Annotated in this window: 18 protein-coding genes; 13 read left to right on the forward strand and 5 right to left on the reverse strand. The window is 65.8% G+C overall.

All coding sequences use genetic code 11. The features are described from left to right. Positions 1-124: 124 nt before the first annotated feature. Positions 125-979: an undecaprenyl-diphosphate phosphatase gene (locus tag BLR66_RS16855; RefSeq protein WP_218119665.1), complete on the reverse strand. Its 855-nt coding sequence runs from the start codon at positions 977-979 to the stop codon at positions 125-127. Here BLR66_RS16855 and BLR66_RS16860 point away from each other — a divergent pair. The 7 genes from BLR66_RS16860 to BLR66_RS16890 all read left to right on the forward strand — a co-directional run bounded on the left by BLR66_RS16860 (position 978) and on the right by BLR66_RS16890 (position 8,446). After that, positions 978-1,169, forward strand: a complete 192-nt coding sequence (locus BLR66_RS16860; RefSeq protein ID WP_093289745.1) for a hypothetical protein — start codon at positions 978-980, stop codon at positions 1,167-1,169. The two genes, BLR66_RS16855 and BLR66_RS16860, sit on opposite strands and share 2 nt — an antisense overlap. A 251-nt stretch (positions 1,170-1,420) precedes the next feature. Further along, a complete protein-coding gene (glnA, locus tag BLR66_RS16865) occupies positions 1,421-2,830 on the forward strand; it encodes a type I glutamate--ammonia ligase (protein ID WP_093289746.1) in 1,410 nt (469 codons plus the stop codon). Positions 2,831-3,057: 227 nt separating this feature from the next. After that, entirely contained in the window at positions 3,058-3,396 is a 339-nt protein-coding gene (locus BLR66_RS16870; protein ID WP_093289747.1) for a P-II family nitrogen regulator, read from the forward strand. An 18-nt stretch (positions 3,397-3,414) separates the two neighbouring features. Then, positions 3,415-4,986: an ammonium transporter gene (locus tag BLR66_RS16875; RefSeq protein WP_218119666.1), complete on the forward strand. Its 1,572-nt coding sequence runs from the start codon at positions 3,415-3,417 to the stop codon at positions 4,984-4,986. A 46-nt stretch (positions 4,987-5,032) separates the two neighbouring features. After that, positions 5,033-6,136: a two-component system sensor histidine kinase NtrB gene (locus tag BLR66_RS16880; RefSeq protein WP_255402767.1), complete on the forward strand. Its 1,104-nt coding sequence runs from the start codon at positions 5,033-5,035 to the stop codon at positions 6,134-6,136. Continuing rightward, positions 6,126-7,589, forward strand: a complete 1,464-nt coding sequence (ntrC, locus tag BLR66_RS16885; protein WP_093289750.1) for a nitrogen regulation protein NR(I) — start codon at positions 6,126-6,128, stop codon at positions 7,587-7,589. Before BLR66_RS16880 ends, ntrC begins: the two co-directional genes overlap by 11 nt. Before the next feature lie 296 nt (positions 7,590-7,885). Continuing rightward, on the forward strand, positions 7,886-8,446 hold the full coding sequence (locus BLR66_RS16890) for a superoxide dismutase family protein (RefSeq protein WP_093289751.1): 561 nt from the start codon (positions 7,886-7,888) through the stop codon (positions 8,444-8,446). Between the two features lie 125 nt (positions 8,447-8,571). Here BLR66_RS16890 and BLR66_RS16895 read toward each other — a convergent pair whose 3' ends face one another. Continuing rightward, positions 8,572-9,459, reverse strand: coding sequence for a hypothetical protein (locus tag BLR66_RS16895; protein ID WP_176943954.1), 888 nt, complete (start codon positions 9,457-9,459; stop codon positions 8,572-8,574). Positions 9,460-9,588: 129 nt separating this feature from the next. Between BLR66_RS16895 and BLR66_RS16900 the strand changes: the two genes are divergently transcribed. From BLR66_RS16900 to BLR66_RS16915, 4 genes are all read left to right on the forward strand, one after another. Further along, the gene (locus BLR66_RS16900; RefSeq protein ID WP_093289752.1) at positions 9,589-10,869 is read left to right on the forward strand and encodes an acetyl-CoA C-acetyltransferase; all 1,281 of its coding nucleotides are present in this window, start codon (positions 9,589-9,591) and stop codon (positions 10,867-10,869) included. A gap of 10 nt (positions 10,870-10,879) precedes the next feature. Then, positions 10,880-11,209, forward strand: coding sequence for a hypothetical protein (locus tag BLR66_RS16905; RefSeq protein WP_143014691.1), 330 nt, complete (start codon positions 10,880-10,882; stop codon positions 11,207-11,209). A 241-nt stretch (positions 11,210-11,450) separates the two neighbouring features. Further along, entirely contained in the window at positions 11,451-12,428 is a 978-nt protein-coding gene (locus BLR66_RS16910; protein ID WP_093289754.1) for a DUF4349 domain-containing protein, read from the forward strand. Next, positions 12,425-12,922 carry a GNAT family N-acetyltransferase gene (locus BLR66_RS16915; RefSeq protein WP_255402743.1) on the forward strand — a complete coding sequence of 166 codons (498 nt, stop codon included), beginning with the start codon at positions 12,425-12,427 and terminating at the stop codon, positions 12,920-12,922. The genes BLR66_RS16910 and BLR66_RS16915 overlap by 4 nt, the downstream gene beginning before the upstream one ends. 307 nt (positions 12,923-13,229) lie before the next feature. Here BLR66_RS16915 and BLR66_RS16920 read toward each other — a convergent pair whose 3' ends face one another. From BLR66_RS16920 to BLR66_RS16930, 3 genes are read right to left on the reverse strand one after another with little or no spacing between them, the layout of a single operon-like run. Then, positions 13,230-14,492 (reverse strand): heme biosynthesis protein HemY, encoded by a 1,263-nt coding sequence (locus BLR66_RS16920; RefSeq protein WP_093289755.1) that lies wholly within the window; start codon positions 14,490-14,492, stop codon positions 13,230-13,232. Continuing rightward, positions 14,489-15,523 (reverse strand): uroporphyrinogen-III C-methyltransferase, encoded by a 1,035-nt coding sequence (locus BLR66_RS16925; protein ID WP_093289756.1) that lies wholly within the window; start codon positions 15,521-15,523, stop codon positions 14,489-14,491. The genes BLR66_RS16920 and BLR66_RS16925 overlap by 4 nt, the downstream gene beginning before the upstream one ends. A 43-nt stretch (positions 15,524-15,566) precedes the next feature. Next, the gene (locus BLR66_RS16930; RefSeq protein ID WP_093289757.1) at positions 15,567-16,325 is read right to left on the reverse strand and encodes a uroporphyrinogen-III synthase; all 759 of its coding nucleotides are present in this window, start codon (positions 16,323-16,325) and stop codon (positions 15,567-15,569) included. 16 nt (positions 16,326-16,341) lie between these two features. On the opposite strand from BLR66_RS16930, the gene BLR66_RS16935 reads away from it, so the two are divergent. Together BLR66_RS16935 and BLR66_RS16940 are read left to right on the forward strand one after the other, a co-directional pair. Next, positions 16,342-16,839: a YiiD C-terminal domain-containing protein gene (locus BLR66_RS16935; protein ID WP_093289758.1), complete on the forward strand. Its 498-nt coding sequence runs from the start codon at positions 16,342-16,344 to the stop codon at positions 16,837-16,839. Position 16,840: 1 nt separating this feature from the next. Continuing rightward, on the forward strand, positions 16,841-17,299 hold the full coding sequence (locus BLR66_RS16940) for a hypothetical protein (RefSeq protein WP_255402744.1): 459 nt from the start codon (positions 16,841-16,843) through the stop codon (positions 17,297-17,299). Positions 17,300-17,344: the final 45 nt, after the last annotated feature.

Consider the following 17,344-nt stretch of genomic DNA (forward strand, 5'->3'; position numbering starts at 1 on the left):
CAGTGATGAGCTCGGGCAAACGCATCAATGCAACGAATGGGGTGAACCTGCCGGATTGGCGTAGGAGCGACGTGAGTCGCGAGACAGACATCAATCGCGACTCACGTCGCTCCTACGCGCAGGATCAACTGCCGGCAGGCACCATCAGCAGCAATGCCACGCCCAGCACGAAACGGTAGATTGCGAATGCGGTGAAACGGTGGCTCTGGATATAGCTCAGCAACCATTTCACTGCGATGAAGGCAGTGATGGCCGAAGCGACGAAAGCGACGGCGAACGCCGCCCAGTCCTCGTTCGCAGCCTGGCCCGAGCGCAGCACGTCGATCAGCTCGTAGCCGGTGGCCGCGAACATGGTCGGAATGCCGACCAGGAAGGCGAACTCGGTCGCCGCCGCGCGATTGGTGGTGCCGGCGAGCAAGGCGACGAAGATGGTGGCCGAGGACCGGGAGGTACCGGGAAACACGCCGGCCACCACCTGCGCAATGCCGACCAGGATCGCCACCGTCCAACTGATCTCACTGCGCTCGCCCAAGGCTTGCGCGCGCTTGGCGGCGAAATACTCGGCGGCGACCATCCAGACGGCGCCCAGGATCAGTGCCCAGGCGATGGGCGTGACCTCCTCCGGTAGTTTGAAGCCCAGCTTCTTCACCAGCACGCCGAGCACGGCGGTCACGCCGAAGGCGACCGCCAATTTCAGTGTGTAGGCGCGCGCCTGCGCCGGGGTCAGTGCCATGCCGGCGGGGTCGTGGCCGGCGGGCGCGCCGCGGCCGAAGAACCCCATCGCCAGGTCCCACAGCCGTTGCCGGTAGATCAGCACCACGGCCAGGATCGCGCCGGCCTGGATGCCGATGTTGAACAGATCGCTGCGGTGGCCCAGCCAGCGTTCGGCGATCAGCAGGTGCCCGGTGCTGGAGATGGGCAGGAATTCGGTGATGCCTTCGATGACGCCGAGGAGCAGGGCTTTGAGCAGATCGATCATGGAGTGGGTCTGGGTGGGGGTGGATGGTGGCTTCGGGCAGCCCAAAGGGCTTGGCTACCTTGAAGATGGCAACCGCCTCGAAGGATCGTCATCCCAGCGAAAGCTGGGATCCATCTTGATCTTGCCTTTCACCGGGGGTGATACGGCAAAGGGCAAAGTCAAAATGGATGACCAGCCATTCGGCTGTTGAAAAGCGCTTCCAGCTTTCTCGCTGGGATGACGACGGTCTTGGAATGGCCGAGTTCAGTGTGGCGTCCAAGAATAGTGGATTTGCAAAGCGCCAATTTGGTGCATTGCAATTCCTTAAATCCCCGTAATTGTGCAAACCATCTGCATCTGTGACGCACCGCACCATATAAATCAACCACTTACCGTGCATTAAGGCTTGGCATGCGCCTTGCAATAGGTACCTCACTCAATTCCAAACCCGAGGTTCCAAAGATGTCTGCGGACAAAGTCGAAAAGCTGATCAAGGACAACAAGGTCGAGTTCGTGGACCTGCGCTTCGCCGATGTGCGCGGCATCCAGCACCACGTGACCTTCCCGGCCAACATCGTCGACGACTCGCTGTTCGAGGACGGCCGCATGTTCGACGGCAGCTCCATCAGCGGCTGGAAGGGCATCAACGAGTCCGACATGGTCCTGCTGCCCGACGCCAGCACCGCCTACCTGGACCCGTTCACCGCCGATCCCACCGTGGTGTTGACCTGCGACGTGCTGGACCCGGCCACCATGCAGGGCTACTCGCGCTGCCCGCGCGGCATCGCCAAGCGCGCCGAAGCCTTCCTCAAGTCCAGCGGCATCGCCGAACAGGCGTTCTTCGGCCCGGAACCGGAATTCTTCATCTTCGATTCCGTGCGCTACGCCAACGACATGGGCAACACCTTCTTCAAGATCGAATCCGAGGAAGCGGCCTGGAACAGCGGCACCAAGTACGAAGGCGGCAACAGCGGCTATCGCCCGGGCGTGAAGGGCGGCTACTTCCCCGTCGCTCCGGCCGACACCCTGCACGATATCCGCGCCGAGATGTGCAAGACGCTCGAGCAGGTCGGTATCGAAGTCGAAGTGCACCACCACGAAGTGGCCACCGCCGGCCAGTGCGAGATCGGCACCAAGTTCAACTCGCTGGTGAAGAAGGCCGACGAGCTGCTGACCATGAAGTACATCGTCAAGAACGTCGCTTTCCGCAACGGCAAGACCGCCACCTTCATGCCCAAGCCCATCGTCGGCGACAACGGCAGCGGCATGCACGTGCACCAGTCGCTGGCCAAGGGCGGCACCAATCTGTTCACCGGCGACGGCTACGGCGGCCTGTCGCAGCTGGCGCTGTGGTACATCGGCGGCATCTTCAAGCACGCCAAGGCCATCAACGCGTTCTCCAACTCGGGTACCAACAGCTACAAGCGCCTGGTGCCGGGCTTCGAGGCGCCGGTGATGCTCGCTTACTCGGCGCGCAACCGTTCGGCGTCGTGCCGTATTCCGTGGGTGTCCAACCCGAAGGCGCGCCGCATCGAGATGCGCTTCCCCGATCCGCTGCAGACCGGCTACCTGACCTTCACCGCGCTGATGATGGCCGGCCTGGACGGCATCAAGAACCAGATCGATCCGGGCGAGCCTTCCGACAAGGATCTGTACGACCTGCCGCCGGAAGAAGAGAAGAACATCCCGCAGGTCTGCTCCAGCCTGGACCAGGCGCTGGAAGCGCTGGATGCCGACCGCGAGTTCCTCAAGGCCGGCGGCGTGATGAGCGACGACTTCATCGACGGCTACATCGCGCTGAAGATGCAGGAAGTGACCAAGTTCCGCGCGGCCACCCATCCGCTCGAATACCAGCTGTACTACGGCAACTGAGTCCGCTTTCGCCGGGTTTTTAGCGGCGATAGCGACGGAATACCCCTCCCACCCGTCGCTATCGCCGCGTTTTCCCTTCGCAACTCCACTCAAGCAATAAATAAGAAAAGAAGCAAAGAAACAGCAAACCGCAGCTCCCTCTCCTACGTCGAATGCGGTTTCTGTTTTGTGTTGAAACCCCCGGTCGTTGCATCAGGCCGGCTCCTTTCCACCCACGGGGAATGCGCATGAAACTGATCACCGCCATCATCCGGCCGTTCAAGCTAGACGAGGTTCGAGAATCCTTGTCGCAAGCGGGCGTGTCCGGCATCACCGTCACCGAAGTCAAAGGCTTCGGACGGCAGAAGGGCCATACCGAGTTGTATCGCGGCGCCGAGTACGTCGTCGATTTCCTGCCCAAGATCAAGATCGAAACCGTGGTCACCGACGAGCGTCTGGAAGCCGTGATCGAGGCCATCCAGCAGGCGGCGGGCACCGGCAAGATCGGCGACGGCAAGATCTTCGTCACCGCCGTCGATCAGGTCATCCGCATCCGCACCGGCGAAGTCGGCGCGGACGCACTCTAACCAAACTCGGAGCCCCTTATGAAGACTCGTCTCTCCGGGTGGAAAACCCGACTGCAAGTAATGACGCTCGCGGCGCTGTGCTGCGTTGCCCTGGGCACCGGTTTTGGCGCGATGGCGCAGGAAACCGCGGCGCCCGCTACCGAAACTGCCGCTGCGCCGGCCGACGCCGCTGCCGCAACCACGCCTGCAGATGCCGACGCTGCGCCCGCCGTCGCAACACCTGCTGCCGCCGAAGCGGCGCCCGCTGCCGAAGCGCCTGCGGAAGAAGCGCCCGCTCCCAGCATCAGCAAACCCGACACTGTCTGGGTATTGATGTCGGCGGCGCTGGTGATCTTCATGACTCTGCCCGGCCTGGCCCTGTTCTACGGCGGCCTGGTGCGTTCGAAGAACGTGTTGTCGATCCTGGTGCAGAACCTGGCGGTGTTCTCGCTGGTCGCGGTGTTGTGGGCCCTGTACGGCTACAGCATCGCCTTCACCGAAGGCTCGCCCTTCATTGGCGGCTGGGACCGGTTGTTCGCCAAGGGCCTGGATGCGGCGTCGATCGGCGCCACCTTCACCAAAGGCGTGTACATCCCGGAGCTGGCGTTCTTCGTGTTCCAGGGTGCGTTCGCCTGCATCACCTGCGCGCTGATCGTCGGCGCCTTCGCCGAGCGGGTTAAGTTCGCCGGCGTAATGCTGTTCACCGTGCTGTGGTTCACCTTCGCCTATCTGCCGATGGCGCACATGGTCTGGTTCTTCCCCGGCCCGGATGCGTTCACCGACAACGATGCGGTGGCCGGCGTGCTGGCCAAGTCGGGTTTCCTGTTCGCCAAGGGCGCGCTGGATTTCGCCGGCGGCACCGTCGTGCATATCAACGCCGCGGTCGCGGGCCTGGTGGGTGCGTACGTGATCGGCAAGCGCACCGGTTATGGGCGCGAGGCGATCAAGCCGCACAACCTGACCCTGACCATGGTCGGCGCCTCGATCCTGTGGTTCGGCTGGTTCGGCTTCAATGCGGGTTCCGCGCTGGAAGCCGGCGGCGTGGCCGCGATCGCCTTCGTCAACACCTTCCTGGCCACGGCCGCGGCGGTGGTGGCGTGGACGCTGGTGGAATGGATCTTCAAGGGCAAGCCGTCGCTGCTCGGCGCGGCATCGGGTGCGGTGGCCGGTCTGGTCGCCATCACTCCGGCGGCCGGATTCGTCGGCCTCAACGGCGCATTGGCCATCGGCGCCATCGCCGGCGTGTTGTGCCTGTGGGGCGTGACCGGCCTGAAGAAGCTGCTGGGCGCGGACGACAGCCTGGACGTATTCGGTGTGCACGGCGTCGGCGGCATCACCGGCGCGCTGCTGACCGGCGTGTTCGCGGCGCCCTCCTTGGGCGGCGCGGGCATCTGGGACTACGTGACCGAAACCGCGCTGCCGGATTACTCCATCGGCACCCAGGTCTGGATCCAGGCCCAGGGCGTGCTGACCACCATCGTGCTGTCGGGCGTGGTGGCGCTGGTCGCCTTCCTGATCGTCAAGTACACGGTCGGCCTGCGCGTCAGCGAAGAAGCCGAACGCGAAGGTCTGGATATCTCCTCGCATGGCGAAGCGGCGTACGAGGCCTGATGGCGTTCTGGGGGCACCATTGCACTAAACTGGTGCAATGGTGCCCCTGATCCCCAAAAACCCGCTGCCGGACGGACCCGCCGCCGACGTGCTCAGCACGGCGGTGGCCTGGGCGGACGCCGAGGGCCTGATCCTCGGTGTCAACCCGGCTTTTGCGCGCTGGATGGGCGTCAGCGCACGACGCCTGCTCGGCCAACCCCTTGCGGCATTGGAAATGGATGGCGATGCCATGGCGCGGCTCTTCGAAAAATCGCAGCTGGAAAACACCGGCCCCGACGTGCTGCGGCTGCACCGCATGGCCCTGGGCCTTCCGGGCGAGTCGCAACGCTTCGCCGAAGGCTGGTTGTCGCGGCTCGATGACGGCGGCTGGCTGCTGGAAGCGCATCCGCTGGACGAATTCCCGGCGCTGGACCCGGCGCAGGTGCTGCCCAGCGCATTGGGCGCGGCGCTGAAAGGCCTGGCCCATGAACTGCGCAATCCGCTGGCCGGCCTCAAGGGCGCGGCGCAACTGCTGGCGCGACGCGCGCTGCACCGCGACGACAACGAGGACGAGCGCGAACTGATCGGACTGATCGAATCGGAAGTCGAGCGTCTCAACGGCTTGCTCGACCAATTGCTTTCTCCCGCCCCGCAGCGCCCGCATACCGCGCTCAATATCCACGTGGTGCTGGAGCGCGTGCTGCGCCTGGCCGAAACCGAAGGCGGCTGGTCGGTGCGCGTGCAGCGCGATTACGACCCCAGCATTCCCGAATTCCCCGGCGATGCCGACCGCATGACCCAGGCGATCTGGAACCTGGTGCGTAACGCCATCCAGGCCGGCGCCGCCAGCGTCACGCTGCGTACCCGCGTCGAGCATGGCGTGCGCATCCACGACCACCTGCATGCGATGGCGCTGCGCGTGGAGATCATCGACGACGGCAAAGGCGTACCCGAAGAACTGGCCGAACACCTGTTCCTGCCTTTGGTCAGCGGTCGTGCCGAAGGCAGCGGCCTGGGTCTGGCCCTGGCCCAGCAGGTGGCGCGCGAACACCGCGGCTCGCTGACTTACCGTTCGCGCCCGGGGCATACCGTGTTCACCCTGCTGCTGCCGCAGCCGGAAGACCATCGCTTGGAAGGGCAGCGCCTAGAGGAGCAGCGCAATGTCCATTGACCCGGCTTCCTTCGCGCCCGCTTCGCCGAACGCGCAGCGCATCTGGGTGGTGGACGACGATCGCTCGGTGCGCTTCGTGCTGGCCACAGCCCTGCGCGATGCCGGTTATGCGGTCGATGGCTTCGACAGTGCGGCCTCGGCTTTGCAAGCGCTGAATGCCCGCGGCGCATCGGCTCCCGACCTGATCTTCACCGATGTGCGCATGCCCGGCGACGACGGCCTGGCGCTGCTGGACAAGCTGAAACTCGCGCATCCGCAATTGCCGGTGATCGTGATGTCGGCCTACACCGACATCGCCAGTACCGCCGGCGCCTTCCGCGGCGGCGCGCACGAATTCCTTTCCAAACCTTTCGATCTGGACGACGCCGTCGCGCTGGCCGCGCGCACCTTGCCCGATGTCGCCGCGAATTCTGCGCCGGAACCGGTTTCCGAAGTCCCGGCCTCCGGCACCGGCAGTACCGAATTGATCGGCGATACGCCAGCGATGCGCGCCCTGTTCCGCGCGATCGGGCGGCTGGCGCAGGCGCCGTTGTCCGTGTTGATCACCGGCGAGACCGGCACCGGCAAGGAGCTGGTGGCCAACGCGCTGCACCGCGAGTCGCCGCGCGCGCGCAAGCCGTTCATCGCGCTCAACACGGCGGCCATTCCCGCCGAGCTGCTGGAAAGCGAATTGTTCGGCCACGAGGCCGGGGCCTTCACCGGCGCGCAGCGTCGCCACATCGGACGTTTCGAGCAGGCCGATGGCGGCACGCTGTTCCTGGACGAAATCGGCGACATGCCGCTGCCTTTGCAGACCCGGTTGCTGCGGGTGCTGGCCGAAGGGGAGTTCTTCCGCGTCGGTGGCCGCGAACTGATCCGGGTCGACGTGCGCGTGGTCGCCGCCACCCACCAGAATCTGGAGGCGCTGGTCGCCGAAGGCCGCTTCCGCGCCGATCTGCTGCACCGGCTCGACGTAGTGCGTCTGCAGCTTCCGCCGCTGCGCGAGCGCCGCGACGATGTCGCCCAGCTGGCGGAGAATTTCCTGGCCATCGCCGCACGCAAACTCGGCGCACCGGCTAAGCGTTTCGCCGTCCCGGCACTGGAGGCGCTGCGCGCCTACGATTGGCCCGGCAACGTGCGCGAATTGGAGAACGTGTGCTGGCGCCTGGCCGCGATGGCGCCTGGCGAAACCATCACTGCCTTCGATCTGCAGGGCGCGCTGTCATCCGATGTCGCCGTTTCCGCGCCGCCGCAGGCGATGGAATGGGACCAGGCGCTCGCCGTGTGGGCGCATGCGCGCCTGGACGAGGGCGCCGAGGGTTTGCATGCCGAAGCCCGCGAGCTTTTCGATCGCACCTTGCTGGAAGTAGCGTTGCGCTTCACCCACGGCCGCCGCGCCGAAGCGGCCAGCAAGCTGGGCGTAGGACGGAATACGGTGACGCGCAAATTGGGGCCAGGCCGCAAGCGCCGTTGAGCCGGACCACCTACAACAAGCGGATGCAGCGCGTGCGAAAAAAGCAATCGTGGAGCGGCGCGTGGGAGCGGTGTGTGGGAGCGGCGTCCCGCCGCGAGCTTTTTGCTTCATCCCTCAGGCGTCGGGTCCGGAATGATTTGGACTCGTCTGCGTCCTAAGAGCTCGCGGCGGGACGCCGCTCCCACGTGCCGCTCCCACACATCTTTCCCACGCGCTGTTCCCACCGGTGCGCCTGTTTCATCGCCGGTAAACAGCATGGCCTTTACGGTGGCGGCAACAATCCAAGGATCCTTCCCATGCGTATCGCCCTGATGGCCGCCGCTACCGCTGTTTTCCTGGCCGCCTGCGGCACCGCTCCGCCGCCCAAGCCCGCCAAGGTCGAAGTGCCGACCCTGAGCACCGCCAAGCAGGCGGTAGTGAACCTGGCGTCTGCTTCTGGCAGCCTGGTCAGCGGCAAGGCCACGCTGACGCCGATGAGCGGTGGTGTGCATATCACCGGCATCGTCGGCGGCTTGCCGCCCAACAGCACGCACGGGTTCCATATCCATGAAAAGGGCGATTGCAGCGCCGCGGACGCCAGCAGCGCCGGTCCGCATTTCAATCCTTTCGCCGCTGCGCACGGCAAGGCCGAATCGGGCGCGCACCATGCCGGCGACATGGACAACGTGGTCGCCAACAACGAAGGCGTGGTCAAGCTGGACATACACGTCAGCGGCGTCACCCTGGGCGGCGGTGCGGTCAACGACATCGCCGGCCGCGCGCTGGTGGTGCATGCGGCCCCCGACGACTACACCAGTCAGCCGGCGGGCAACGCCGGCGCGCGCGTGGCTTGCGGCGTGATCAAGGTCACCCAGTAGAAATTCTGGAGTGGTAGGGCGCGGGTAGGCGCGGGTAGGAGCGACGTAAGTCGCGATGAAGCATTATCGGTAACGCTTCATCGCGACTTACGTCGCTCCTACGTACGCCCCTACGTGCGCCCCAATCACGCCTTCAACGATTCGCGCACGTCGGCCCGGTTGTCGCAATAGGCGAAGGTCACCGGGATGCCGTGCGCTTCCAGTACCGCGGCGATCTGCCGTTGCCGCGCCTGGAAATATTCATAGGCGCGCTGCAGTTGTTCCACGTCGTCCGGCAACTGACCGGCGTGGCGCTGCTGCCACGCCGCCGGATCCAGCAATGCGATCTGCACGCCGCCTTCTGCGTAGCGCAGCAAAGGCTCCGGCGGCTGGTCCAGCCATTCTTCCTCGTCTGGCGCCAGCAGCGCGGTTTCGATCACCGGCCAGAGCTTCTGCAGGCCCTGGTTCTGGTACTGCATGGCCATGATCGCCGTCAGGTCGTGCACAGTCAGATAGCGCGCATGCTCGATGCGCGCGCTGAATGCCTCCTGCGCCAGCAGCGCGGTGTCGGCCCCGGCCATGCCGCGGTCCAGCAATATTTCCTCGAAGCTGTCCCGCAAGGTATCGATGATCCCGGCCGGACCGCTGAGCAGGAATGGCAGCACCCGCATCTGTCCGCCCGCCAGCCCGGCATCGGCCACCAAAGGCAGCGGGATATTGCCCTGCTCGTCGGCGCTGAAGGCGATGACCCGAGGGCCCTGTTCCCGTCCCGGAGCGCGCTGGCGCAACTCGTCCAGACGGCGATGCAGGGGCCAGCCGGGGCGCAGGACCTCGGCCGGATCGAAATGCGCCGCGCCCAGGCTCAGCTCCAGTGCGGTCGCGCCCGGCACCAGCTTGCCCAGGTCGCGGGCCAGTAGTTCCAGCAGGCTCGAGGCTTGCGCCTGCGGCAGCGCGGCCGTCGCCGGCACGCTGCCCGCAGCCAGTTCCAGCGCAAGCACGCCCATCACCGAGGTGTCCATCACAGACGCACCCATCACATGAACACCGGAGTCTGCTTGCGTCATCGTCAGGTTGGCCCCACGCCTTGTCGGCATTACACTTTCGCATTATGCCCGGCGTGCGTTACGGGCCGGTCATACCGACTTATCTCCGCGAGGTTCCCCATGCCAGCAGCCCGTCCCGTCGCCATCCTGGGCGGCGTCCGTATTCCATTCTGCAGGCAGAACACGGCCTACTCGGACGTCGGCAATCTGGGCATGTCGGTGCGGACGCTGGGTGCGCTGGTGGAACGCTTCGGCCTGCATGGCCAGCAGCTGGGCGAAGTGGCGATGGGCGCGGTGATCAAGCATTCCAGCGACTGGAACCTGGGCCGCGAAGCCGCTCTCTCTTCCGGCCTGTCGCCGTTGACGCCCGGCATCACCTTGCAGCGCGCCTGCGGCACCGGCCTGGATTCCATCATCACTGTCGGCAACAAGATCGCGCTGGGCCAGATCGAATCGGGCATCGGCGGCGGTTCCGACACCACTTCCGAAGTACCGATCGTCTACGGCAAGAAGCTGCGCGCGCGCCTGCTGGCCGCCAACCGCGCCAAGACCACCGGCGACAAGCTCAAGACGCTGGTCAAAGGCTTCAAGTTCGCCGAACTCAAGCCCGAATTCCCCGGCGTGGCCGAGCCGCGCACCGGCAAGAGCATGGGCGACCACTGCGAGGACATGGCCAAGCAGTGGAGCATTTCGCGCGACTCGCAGGACGAACTGGCGGTCGCTTCGCACCACAAGCTGGCGGCGGCGTACGAGCGCGGTTTCTTCGCGGACCTGATCGCGCCGTTCCGCGGCCTGGAGCGCGACAACATCCTGCGCGCCGATACTTCGCTGGAAAAACTCGCCACATTGAAGCCGGCTTTCGACAAGACTTCCGGCCGCGGCACGCTGACCGCCGCCAATTCCACACCGCTGACCGACGGCGCCGCCGCGGTATTGCTGGCCTCGGAAGAGTGGGCCAGGGCGCACGGCCATGAGCCGATGGCCTACCTGCGCGATGCGCAGGTAGCGGCGGTGGATTTCGTGCACGGCGAAGGCCTGCTGATGGCGCCGACCATCGCCGTGCCGGAAATGCTCAAGCGTCACGGCCTGACTTTGCAGGATTTCGACATCTACGAAATCCACGAGGCCTTCGCCGCCCAGGTGCTGTGCACGCTGCGCGCGTGGGAGAGCGAGGAATACTGCAAGAACCGCCTGGGCCTGGATGCGCCGATGGGCAAGATCGATCCGGCCAAGATGAATCCCAACGGTTCCTCGCTGGCCACCGGCCATCCCTTCGCCGCCACCGGCGCGCGCATCATCGCCACCGTGGCCAAGGAACTGAAGCAGCGCGGCGGCGGCCGCGCGCTGGTGTCCATCTGCACCGCCGGCGGCATGGGTGTGGTGGCCATCGTCGAGCGCTGAGCTTCAAAAGATGCGGGTCGAGAACCTCGATGAGCTCAAGTGCAGGTTGAGGCAGCTGTTCGATGATCCGGAAATCGCGTTTGCGGATTTCAGGCAACACGGAACCATGTTTTCGGTGCCCGGCAAGACTCGGCAAGTGCAGGCGTGTTTGCTGGCGGGCCTGACCGATGGCGCCTGGGAGGGGGAAGCAGGCCACTTGTTCTTCCGCAGTGATGCGCAGAACCTGCATATCTATCTGGCACCCGCACGAGGCGCGGTGTTGATCAACGCCAGCGTGATTTCGCTACACAAGGACTATTTGGCCAGCGTGGCCCAGGATTTCAGCAACATCGAGGACTGATGACACGCGCTTGCGCCGCCGCTGATCAGCTTGCACGGGACAGTCGAACACGCCCTGCTCTGCGGGTAATCAGGCGGCGACCCATCGTCGGCGATATTGGCAGGCCGCCTATCGCCTAATGTTGTGCGCTGCACATTGGTTTGGCTAACCCCATCGGGCGGGTTGCCCCGTTGTAACCTTGCAAGACTCGTAGCAGCGAAAGCCGCGCCCGGCCCCATGGCCCACTTGCCAAGGAAGCAGCATGAAATCCAGTACCTCGTTCCGTATCGCCTTCGTCGTGGCGCTGGGTGCAACTCTGCTGGCCTGCGCCAAGCAGGAATCCCGCAACCAGGCCTCAATGGAAGCGGCCAGTCCGGCCGCCGCTGCCGCGCCCGTAGCCGATACCGCCGCCGAGGCGGCCGGCGGGGGCCTCGCCCGCACTCGTAGCGAAGCCCCCGACGAAACTCAGCTCACTTCCAGCGCAGCCACCTACACCGATGCGCAACGCAAGTTCATCCGCACCGCGCAGGCCAATTTCCGGGTCCAGGACGTCTACCAGGCCGCGCTGGCCATCGAGGACGCGGTGGCCGCACAGGGCGGTTTCGTGACCGGCAACGAGATCGCCGCCGACGTGCAGAACACGACCCGCCAGTCCATCGGCGGCGGCAAACTGGTGGAGCTGGCCGAATACACCGTGCGCGGCGAGCTGACCGTGCGCGTGCCCAGCGACAAGACCCAGCCCTTCCTGCGCTCGATCGCCAAGTACATGGAATTCCTGGACAGGCGCAACTTCGCCGCCGCCGATGCGCAGTTCGAGTTGCTGCGCCAGCAGTTGGCCTACCAGCGCAACCAGGAAGCGCAGCAGGAACTGGGCCAGGCCAAGGACGAGGGCGGCAAGCTCGGGCAGAAGGCGACCGTGATCTCCGCGCGCAACGAGGCCAAATCCAGCCGCGACGAGGCGCTGATCGCGCAGAAGGAATTCGAGGACCGGGTGGAGTTCGCCACCTTGAACCTGTCGCTCTATCAGTTGCCGAAACTGCGCCGCACCGAAATGACCGACATGGAAGCGGCGGTGCGCGACAGCGGGCCGGGGTTCTTCTCGCGGCTGGGCGACTCTTTGAGCGCCGGCTGGTTCGGTCTTTTGGAAGTGGTATTGGTGCTGATCCATCTGTGGCCGCTTTGGTTGGCGCTGACGCTGGGCTGGCTGGCATTACGCGCGCTGCGCCGCAAGCGCGCATGACCGCCGCCGTGCTGCGCGACGCGCAAGCGGGCGATTTCGCTGCGGTGATCGCGCTCAACGCAGGCGAGGTGCGCCATACCAGCGCCATGGACGAAGCGCGTCTGAGGCAGCTGCACGGTTATGCCTGCTATCACAAGGTGGTCGAGATCGACGGCGTGGTCGGCGCATTCTTGCTGGCGATGCGCGAGGGCTGCGGCTACGTCAACGCCAACTTCGAGTGGTTCGCCGTACGCTATCCGTCGTTCCTGTACGTGGACCGGATCGTGGTCGGCGCCGATCATCAGGGATTGCAGCTGGGCACTTTGCTGTACCGGGACTTGTTCGAGTTCGCCCGCGATCAGGGCATTCCCGTGGTCGCTTGCGAATACAACCTGGTGCCGCCCAATGAACCGTCGCGGATCTTCCACGACAAATTCGGTTTCCAAGAGGTCGGCAGCCAGTGGCTGGAGGACGGTGCGAAACAGGTGTCGTTGCAGGTGGGGCCCGTGGTCTGAAGTTTACCTCTCCCGTTTACGGGAGAGGTCGAGGCGCAAAGCGCCGAGGGTGAGGGCATACGGGCGGATGCATAAGCATGTCGTGCAGCGAAAGCGAGAAAGCCGTTACACAGATCTTCGAAAGAATCTCTGCTCTCTCGAAGTCGGAGGCGGTACTTGAGCTGGCGCCAGCCAAGTGTCGATTATGTTCTTGATTCGGCTGCTTGCATCGCTCGGCGGCGGATAGATCTGCGCGAGGCCGGACTTCCCTCACCCTCGGCGCTGCGCGCCTCGACCTCTCCCGCAAGCGGGAGAGGTGTTCATCGCTTCATCCTCTCAGTCGCGGCAACCCATGCTCGTCGCGTTCTTCGACCACAGCTTCGTCGAAGATCTTCTGTTTGAGATCGCGCCCGGGCAATTCGGTAGCAGCCACGCCGCGCGTGGCGCCCAGCGCATTGGCATAGCTGCGTCGCGCAAGTTCCTCCTGGCCAGCGGCGGCGAAACCGTGGCCCAGCTCCTCCCAGGCTTCGGCGCTGGCGCCCTGGGCCAGCGCGCGATGCAGGAACTCCTGCGCCTGCGGCCATTGCCCCTGCAGTCGCGCCAGTTGCGCCAGGGTCACCAGCAGCGCCGGGCTGTCGGGATGGGTCTGCAGCCAGCGCTGCGCACTGGCGCGGCGCGAATCCAGTTTGCCGATCGGCAGGCGGCCATATAGCGCTACCAGCGATTCGTCCCAGCGCGCATCGATGGCTTGCTCCAGGCTGCGTGCAGCCGCATCGTCCCAGCGCAGGCCGGCGGCGCGTTCGGCGTAGGCGGCGACGATGCCTGCGTCCGCGCGCAGCGGTTTGGGCAGGGTTTCCCAACGTTCGGCCAGCACATTGGCGTCGGCCGATTCGCGCATCGCCTTGGCCGCAAGCTGCGCTTCCAACAGCGAATATTCCGGCAGCGACAGCGCCTGCTGCTGCTTGAGCGGTCCCAGCATTCCATAGGCTTCGCCGGCGCGGCCCAGTTCGGCCAGCGCCTGCGCGCGCAACATCAGTCCGCGCGGTGGCAAGGGTTGCGCTGCGGCGGAGTCGAGTGCGGCCAACGCTTGCGAAGGATCCTGCCGCGACAGAGCCCGATCGGCGACCGCCAACGCATGCGCACGGGCGCTGCGTTCGGCCAACGCAGCCAGGTGCGCCTGCACAGCGGCTTCGTCGCCGCGCCCATCGGCCGCGCGCACCGCCGCGGTACGCGCGATGGTGCCGACTTCATCGTCTTCGGCGGCGAGCAGCAGCAGTTTTTCCGCACGCTGCCAGTGCCCGCCATGCAACGCCTCCAGGCCTTCGGTCAGCCGCGCGCGCGCCTGCTTGCGGCGATAACGGCCCCAGGCGCGGAACGGCAAGGTCAGCAGTTTCCAGCAGATCCACAACAGCAATACGCCCGCCGCCAGCGCCAGCAGCGCGCCGGGCAGGGTGGCGCTGAAATCGTAGCCGCCAGCGCGCACGACGACTTCGCCCAGATCGCGGGCGCCATCGCGGGCCAGCCATTGCGCGCCCAGCACGCCCGACAGGATCAACAGCAGCAGGACAATGGCGGTGCGGAATATTTTCATCGTTCGACCTTCGGAGTGGAGGGCGATGGCGTCGCGACGGCTTGCGGAAGCGGAAGCGAGTAGCCCGAGTTCCGCAATTGCCGCAGTTGCTGCAAGGTACTCCCCAACACCGGCAATGAAGGTTGCAGTACGGCGGTGCGCAGGGTCTTCAATTCATCGTGGCGCTGCCGCAAGGCCGGCGAATCGGGCCACAGCTGCGGCAGCCATGCCTCCATGCGGACGACTGCGGCGCGGAAACCGACGGTATCGTCACGCTCCAGCGCCGCACGTGCCAGGGTCAGTTCGATCTGCAGGGCGGCTTGCCCGGCCGCGCGCTCGGTCGGCGCGATAATCGTCTTGTTTTCAGTGCGCCGTACGTCCACCAAGGGGGAAAGCAGGCGCTGCCAGGCCGCCTGCTGACCCTCCGCGGCGGGGGCGCGGTCCGGAAGTTTTTTCAACCCGGCGGCGAAAGCGTCCAACCGCCGCGCAATGGCGGCGTGCGGGCCGTTGCCCAGCGTGTCCAGCGCGGCGCGCTCTTGCGCCAGCGCCTGGCGCAGGTTGAGCAGGCGCGGATCGTCGATTCCCTGCAATGCGCCATCGGCCAGGGTGTAGGCGCGACGGGCGCCGTCCAGGTCGTCGGCGATGGCCAGGCGCTGCTGGGCTTGGCTCAACAGCAGCTCCACCTCGTCCAGGCGCAGGGCCTGGGCGCCGTGGCGGGTGGGATCGGCGAGTTTGGAAACGCTGTCTTCCAGCAACGCACCGCGCTGACTCAGGCCCAGCACCTCGTCGCGCAGCACGCGGTTGGTGGCGGCGGCATCGAGGATGCGCTGGGTCTGCGCACGCTGATCGCGGCGCAGGGCGTCGATGCGCTGCTCCAGCGCGCCGATGCGTTGCTCGCTCTCCGCTGCGTTGGCCCGCATGCGGGCTTCGCGCGCCTGCCACATCGCCCAGCCGCGCCAACCCAGCAGGCCCAGCAACAGCAGCGCCAGCAGCAGCACGATCAACCCAGTGCGGCCGCGCTTGGGGGTGGAGGAGGTTGTTTCTTCGGTCACACCAGCGTCCTTGTCAACACGCAGTCATATTGCAATGCGAATGCTAACGGAAGCGGCGCGCCATGGCGGCAATCAGTTGCCCCGGTAACGGACCCTTCGCCAGCTCCACTTCAGCAAAGCCGGCATCGCGGGCGAACTGTTGCAAGCGCGCGCTGGCCGCCACCACCGGCTGGCTCCGAAGCTGCAACAGCAGATCGGCCGGCGCGCTGTCCAACAGCTGTTTCAAGGCCCCGCTGCTGCTCAGCGCCAGTGCGGCCGGTGCATCCAGCGTGCGCAGCTTGCGCAGCGCATGGGCCGACAGCGCGATCGGTTGGCGCGTGTAGACGTTGGCGCGCAAGACTTCGGCGCCGCGCTGGCGTAACGCCGGTAACAGAGTTTCGCGACCTTCTGGCGCGGTCACCAATCCGACCCGGGTTCCGGCCAGCGCCTGCAACGAAGGCAACGCCAGCAGTCCCTCACTGTCCATGCGCGAGGGGAAAACGATCTCATCGATCCCGGCTTTGCGCAGCGCGGCCGCGGTGCCGCCGCCGACCGCGATCCAGATCTGGCCAGATTCTCGCGCCAGCGGCCGCAGCGCGGCCGCGGCGCGCACGGCGTTGGGGCTGGTGAAGAGAATGCGCGGCGCCGACAAGGCCAGCGCCAGCGCCTGGCGCGTCCCATCGTCGTCGCGCTTAACCACGCGCCACGGAGACAAGGCGATCAGCCGCGCGCCCTGTGCGGCGGCGGCGCGGCGCAACGCCGCGTGCCCGCCCTGCGGACGCAGCGAGATGACGTACCATCCGGGCGGTTCGGCGAAAGCCATGGGTGGATCATCTCAGATGGATGCGGTTTTGAAGAATTCGGCTTTGGAACAGGCAGCTACGCGCGAATCGGCTCTGGAGGCGCTGCGCGTCTATACCCGTGAACTGGTGCCGCTCGCTGCGATGCAGGTGCGCGTTGCCGGATACGACGGTTTGCGCCTGCACATGGACGCGCCGCTTGCGGTCAACATGAACGACAAGGGCAGCGCGTTCGGCGGCAGCATGACTTCGCTGATGACTTACGCCGGCTGGGGGTTGGTGACACTGCAGCTGCACCAGGCGGGACTGCGGGCCGACGTTTTCGTCGCCGACAGCGCCGTGCGCTATCGAAAGCCGCTGTACGCGGATCTGCATGCCGAGGCAGAACTTGCGCCAGAGGAGTCGTGGGCGCCGTTCCTGGGAACCCTGGCCCAGCGTGGCCGCGCCCGCATCCAGTTGCAGGCGCGGATCGCCGGGCCTGAAGGCGAGGTCATGGCCGACCTGAGCGGCCGCTACGTGGCCATCGCGAAAGGTTAGGATGCAGCGCTGGGGAACCGAGAGGCTGGATATGCGCAAATGGCTCAACCTGTTGGCGGTGCTGCTGCTGGCGCTGATGGTCGTAGCGCCCGCCGGCGCTCAAGGCAAACGCAAGAAGGGCAGCCAGCTCGAAGCGATGCAGCTGGCCTACGCCACGGCGATCCGCTGGGGCGAATTCGAAGAAGCCTGGCAGCTGGTGGATCCGGCCTACCGCAACGCGCATCCAATGACCGAACTGGCGTTCGAGCGCTACAAGCAGGTCGAGATCTCGGGCTATACCGACAAGAACAGCTCCCTGTCCGAAGACGGCAACGTGCTGCGCAACGTGGAGCTGCGGGTGATCAACAAGCACACCATGGCCGAACGCACCCTGCGCTACCGCGAAGAATGGCGCTGGGACCCGGAAGCCAAGCGCTGGTGGCTGGCGGTGGGATTGCCCGATTTGTGGGACGGGGAATGAATTAGGGATTCGGGATTCGGGATTCGGGATTCGCAAGAGCCAAGC

This window comes from Pseudoxanthomonas sp. CF125, assembly GCF_900104085.1.
GTDB lineage: Bacteria > Pseudomonadota > Gammaproteobacteria > Xanthomonadales > Xanthomonadaceae > Pseudoxanthomonas_A.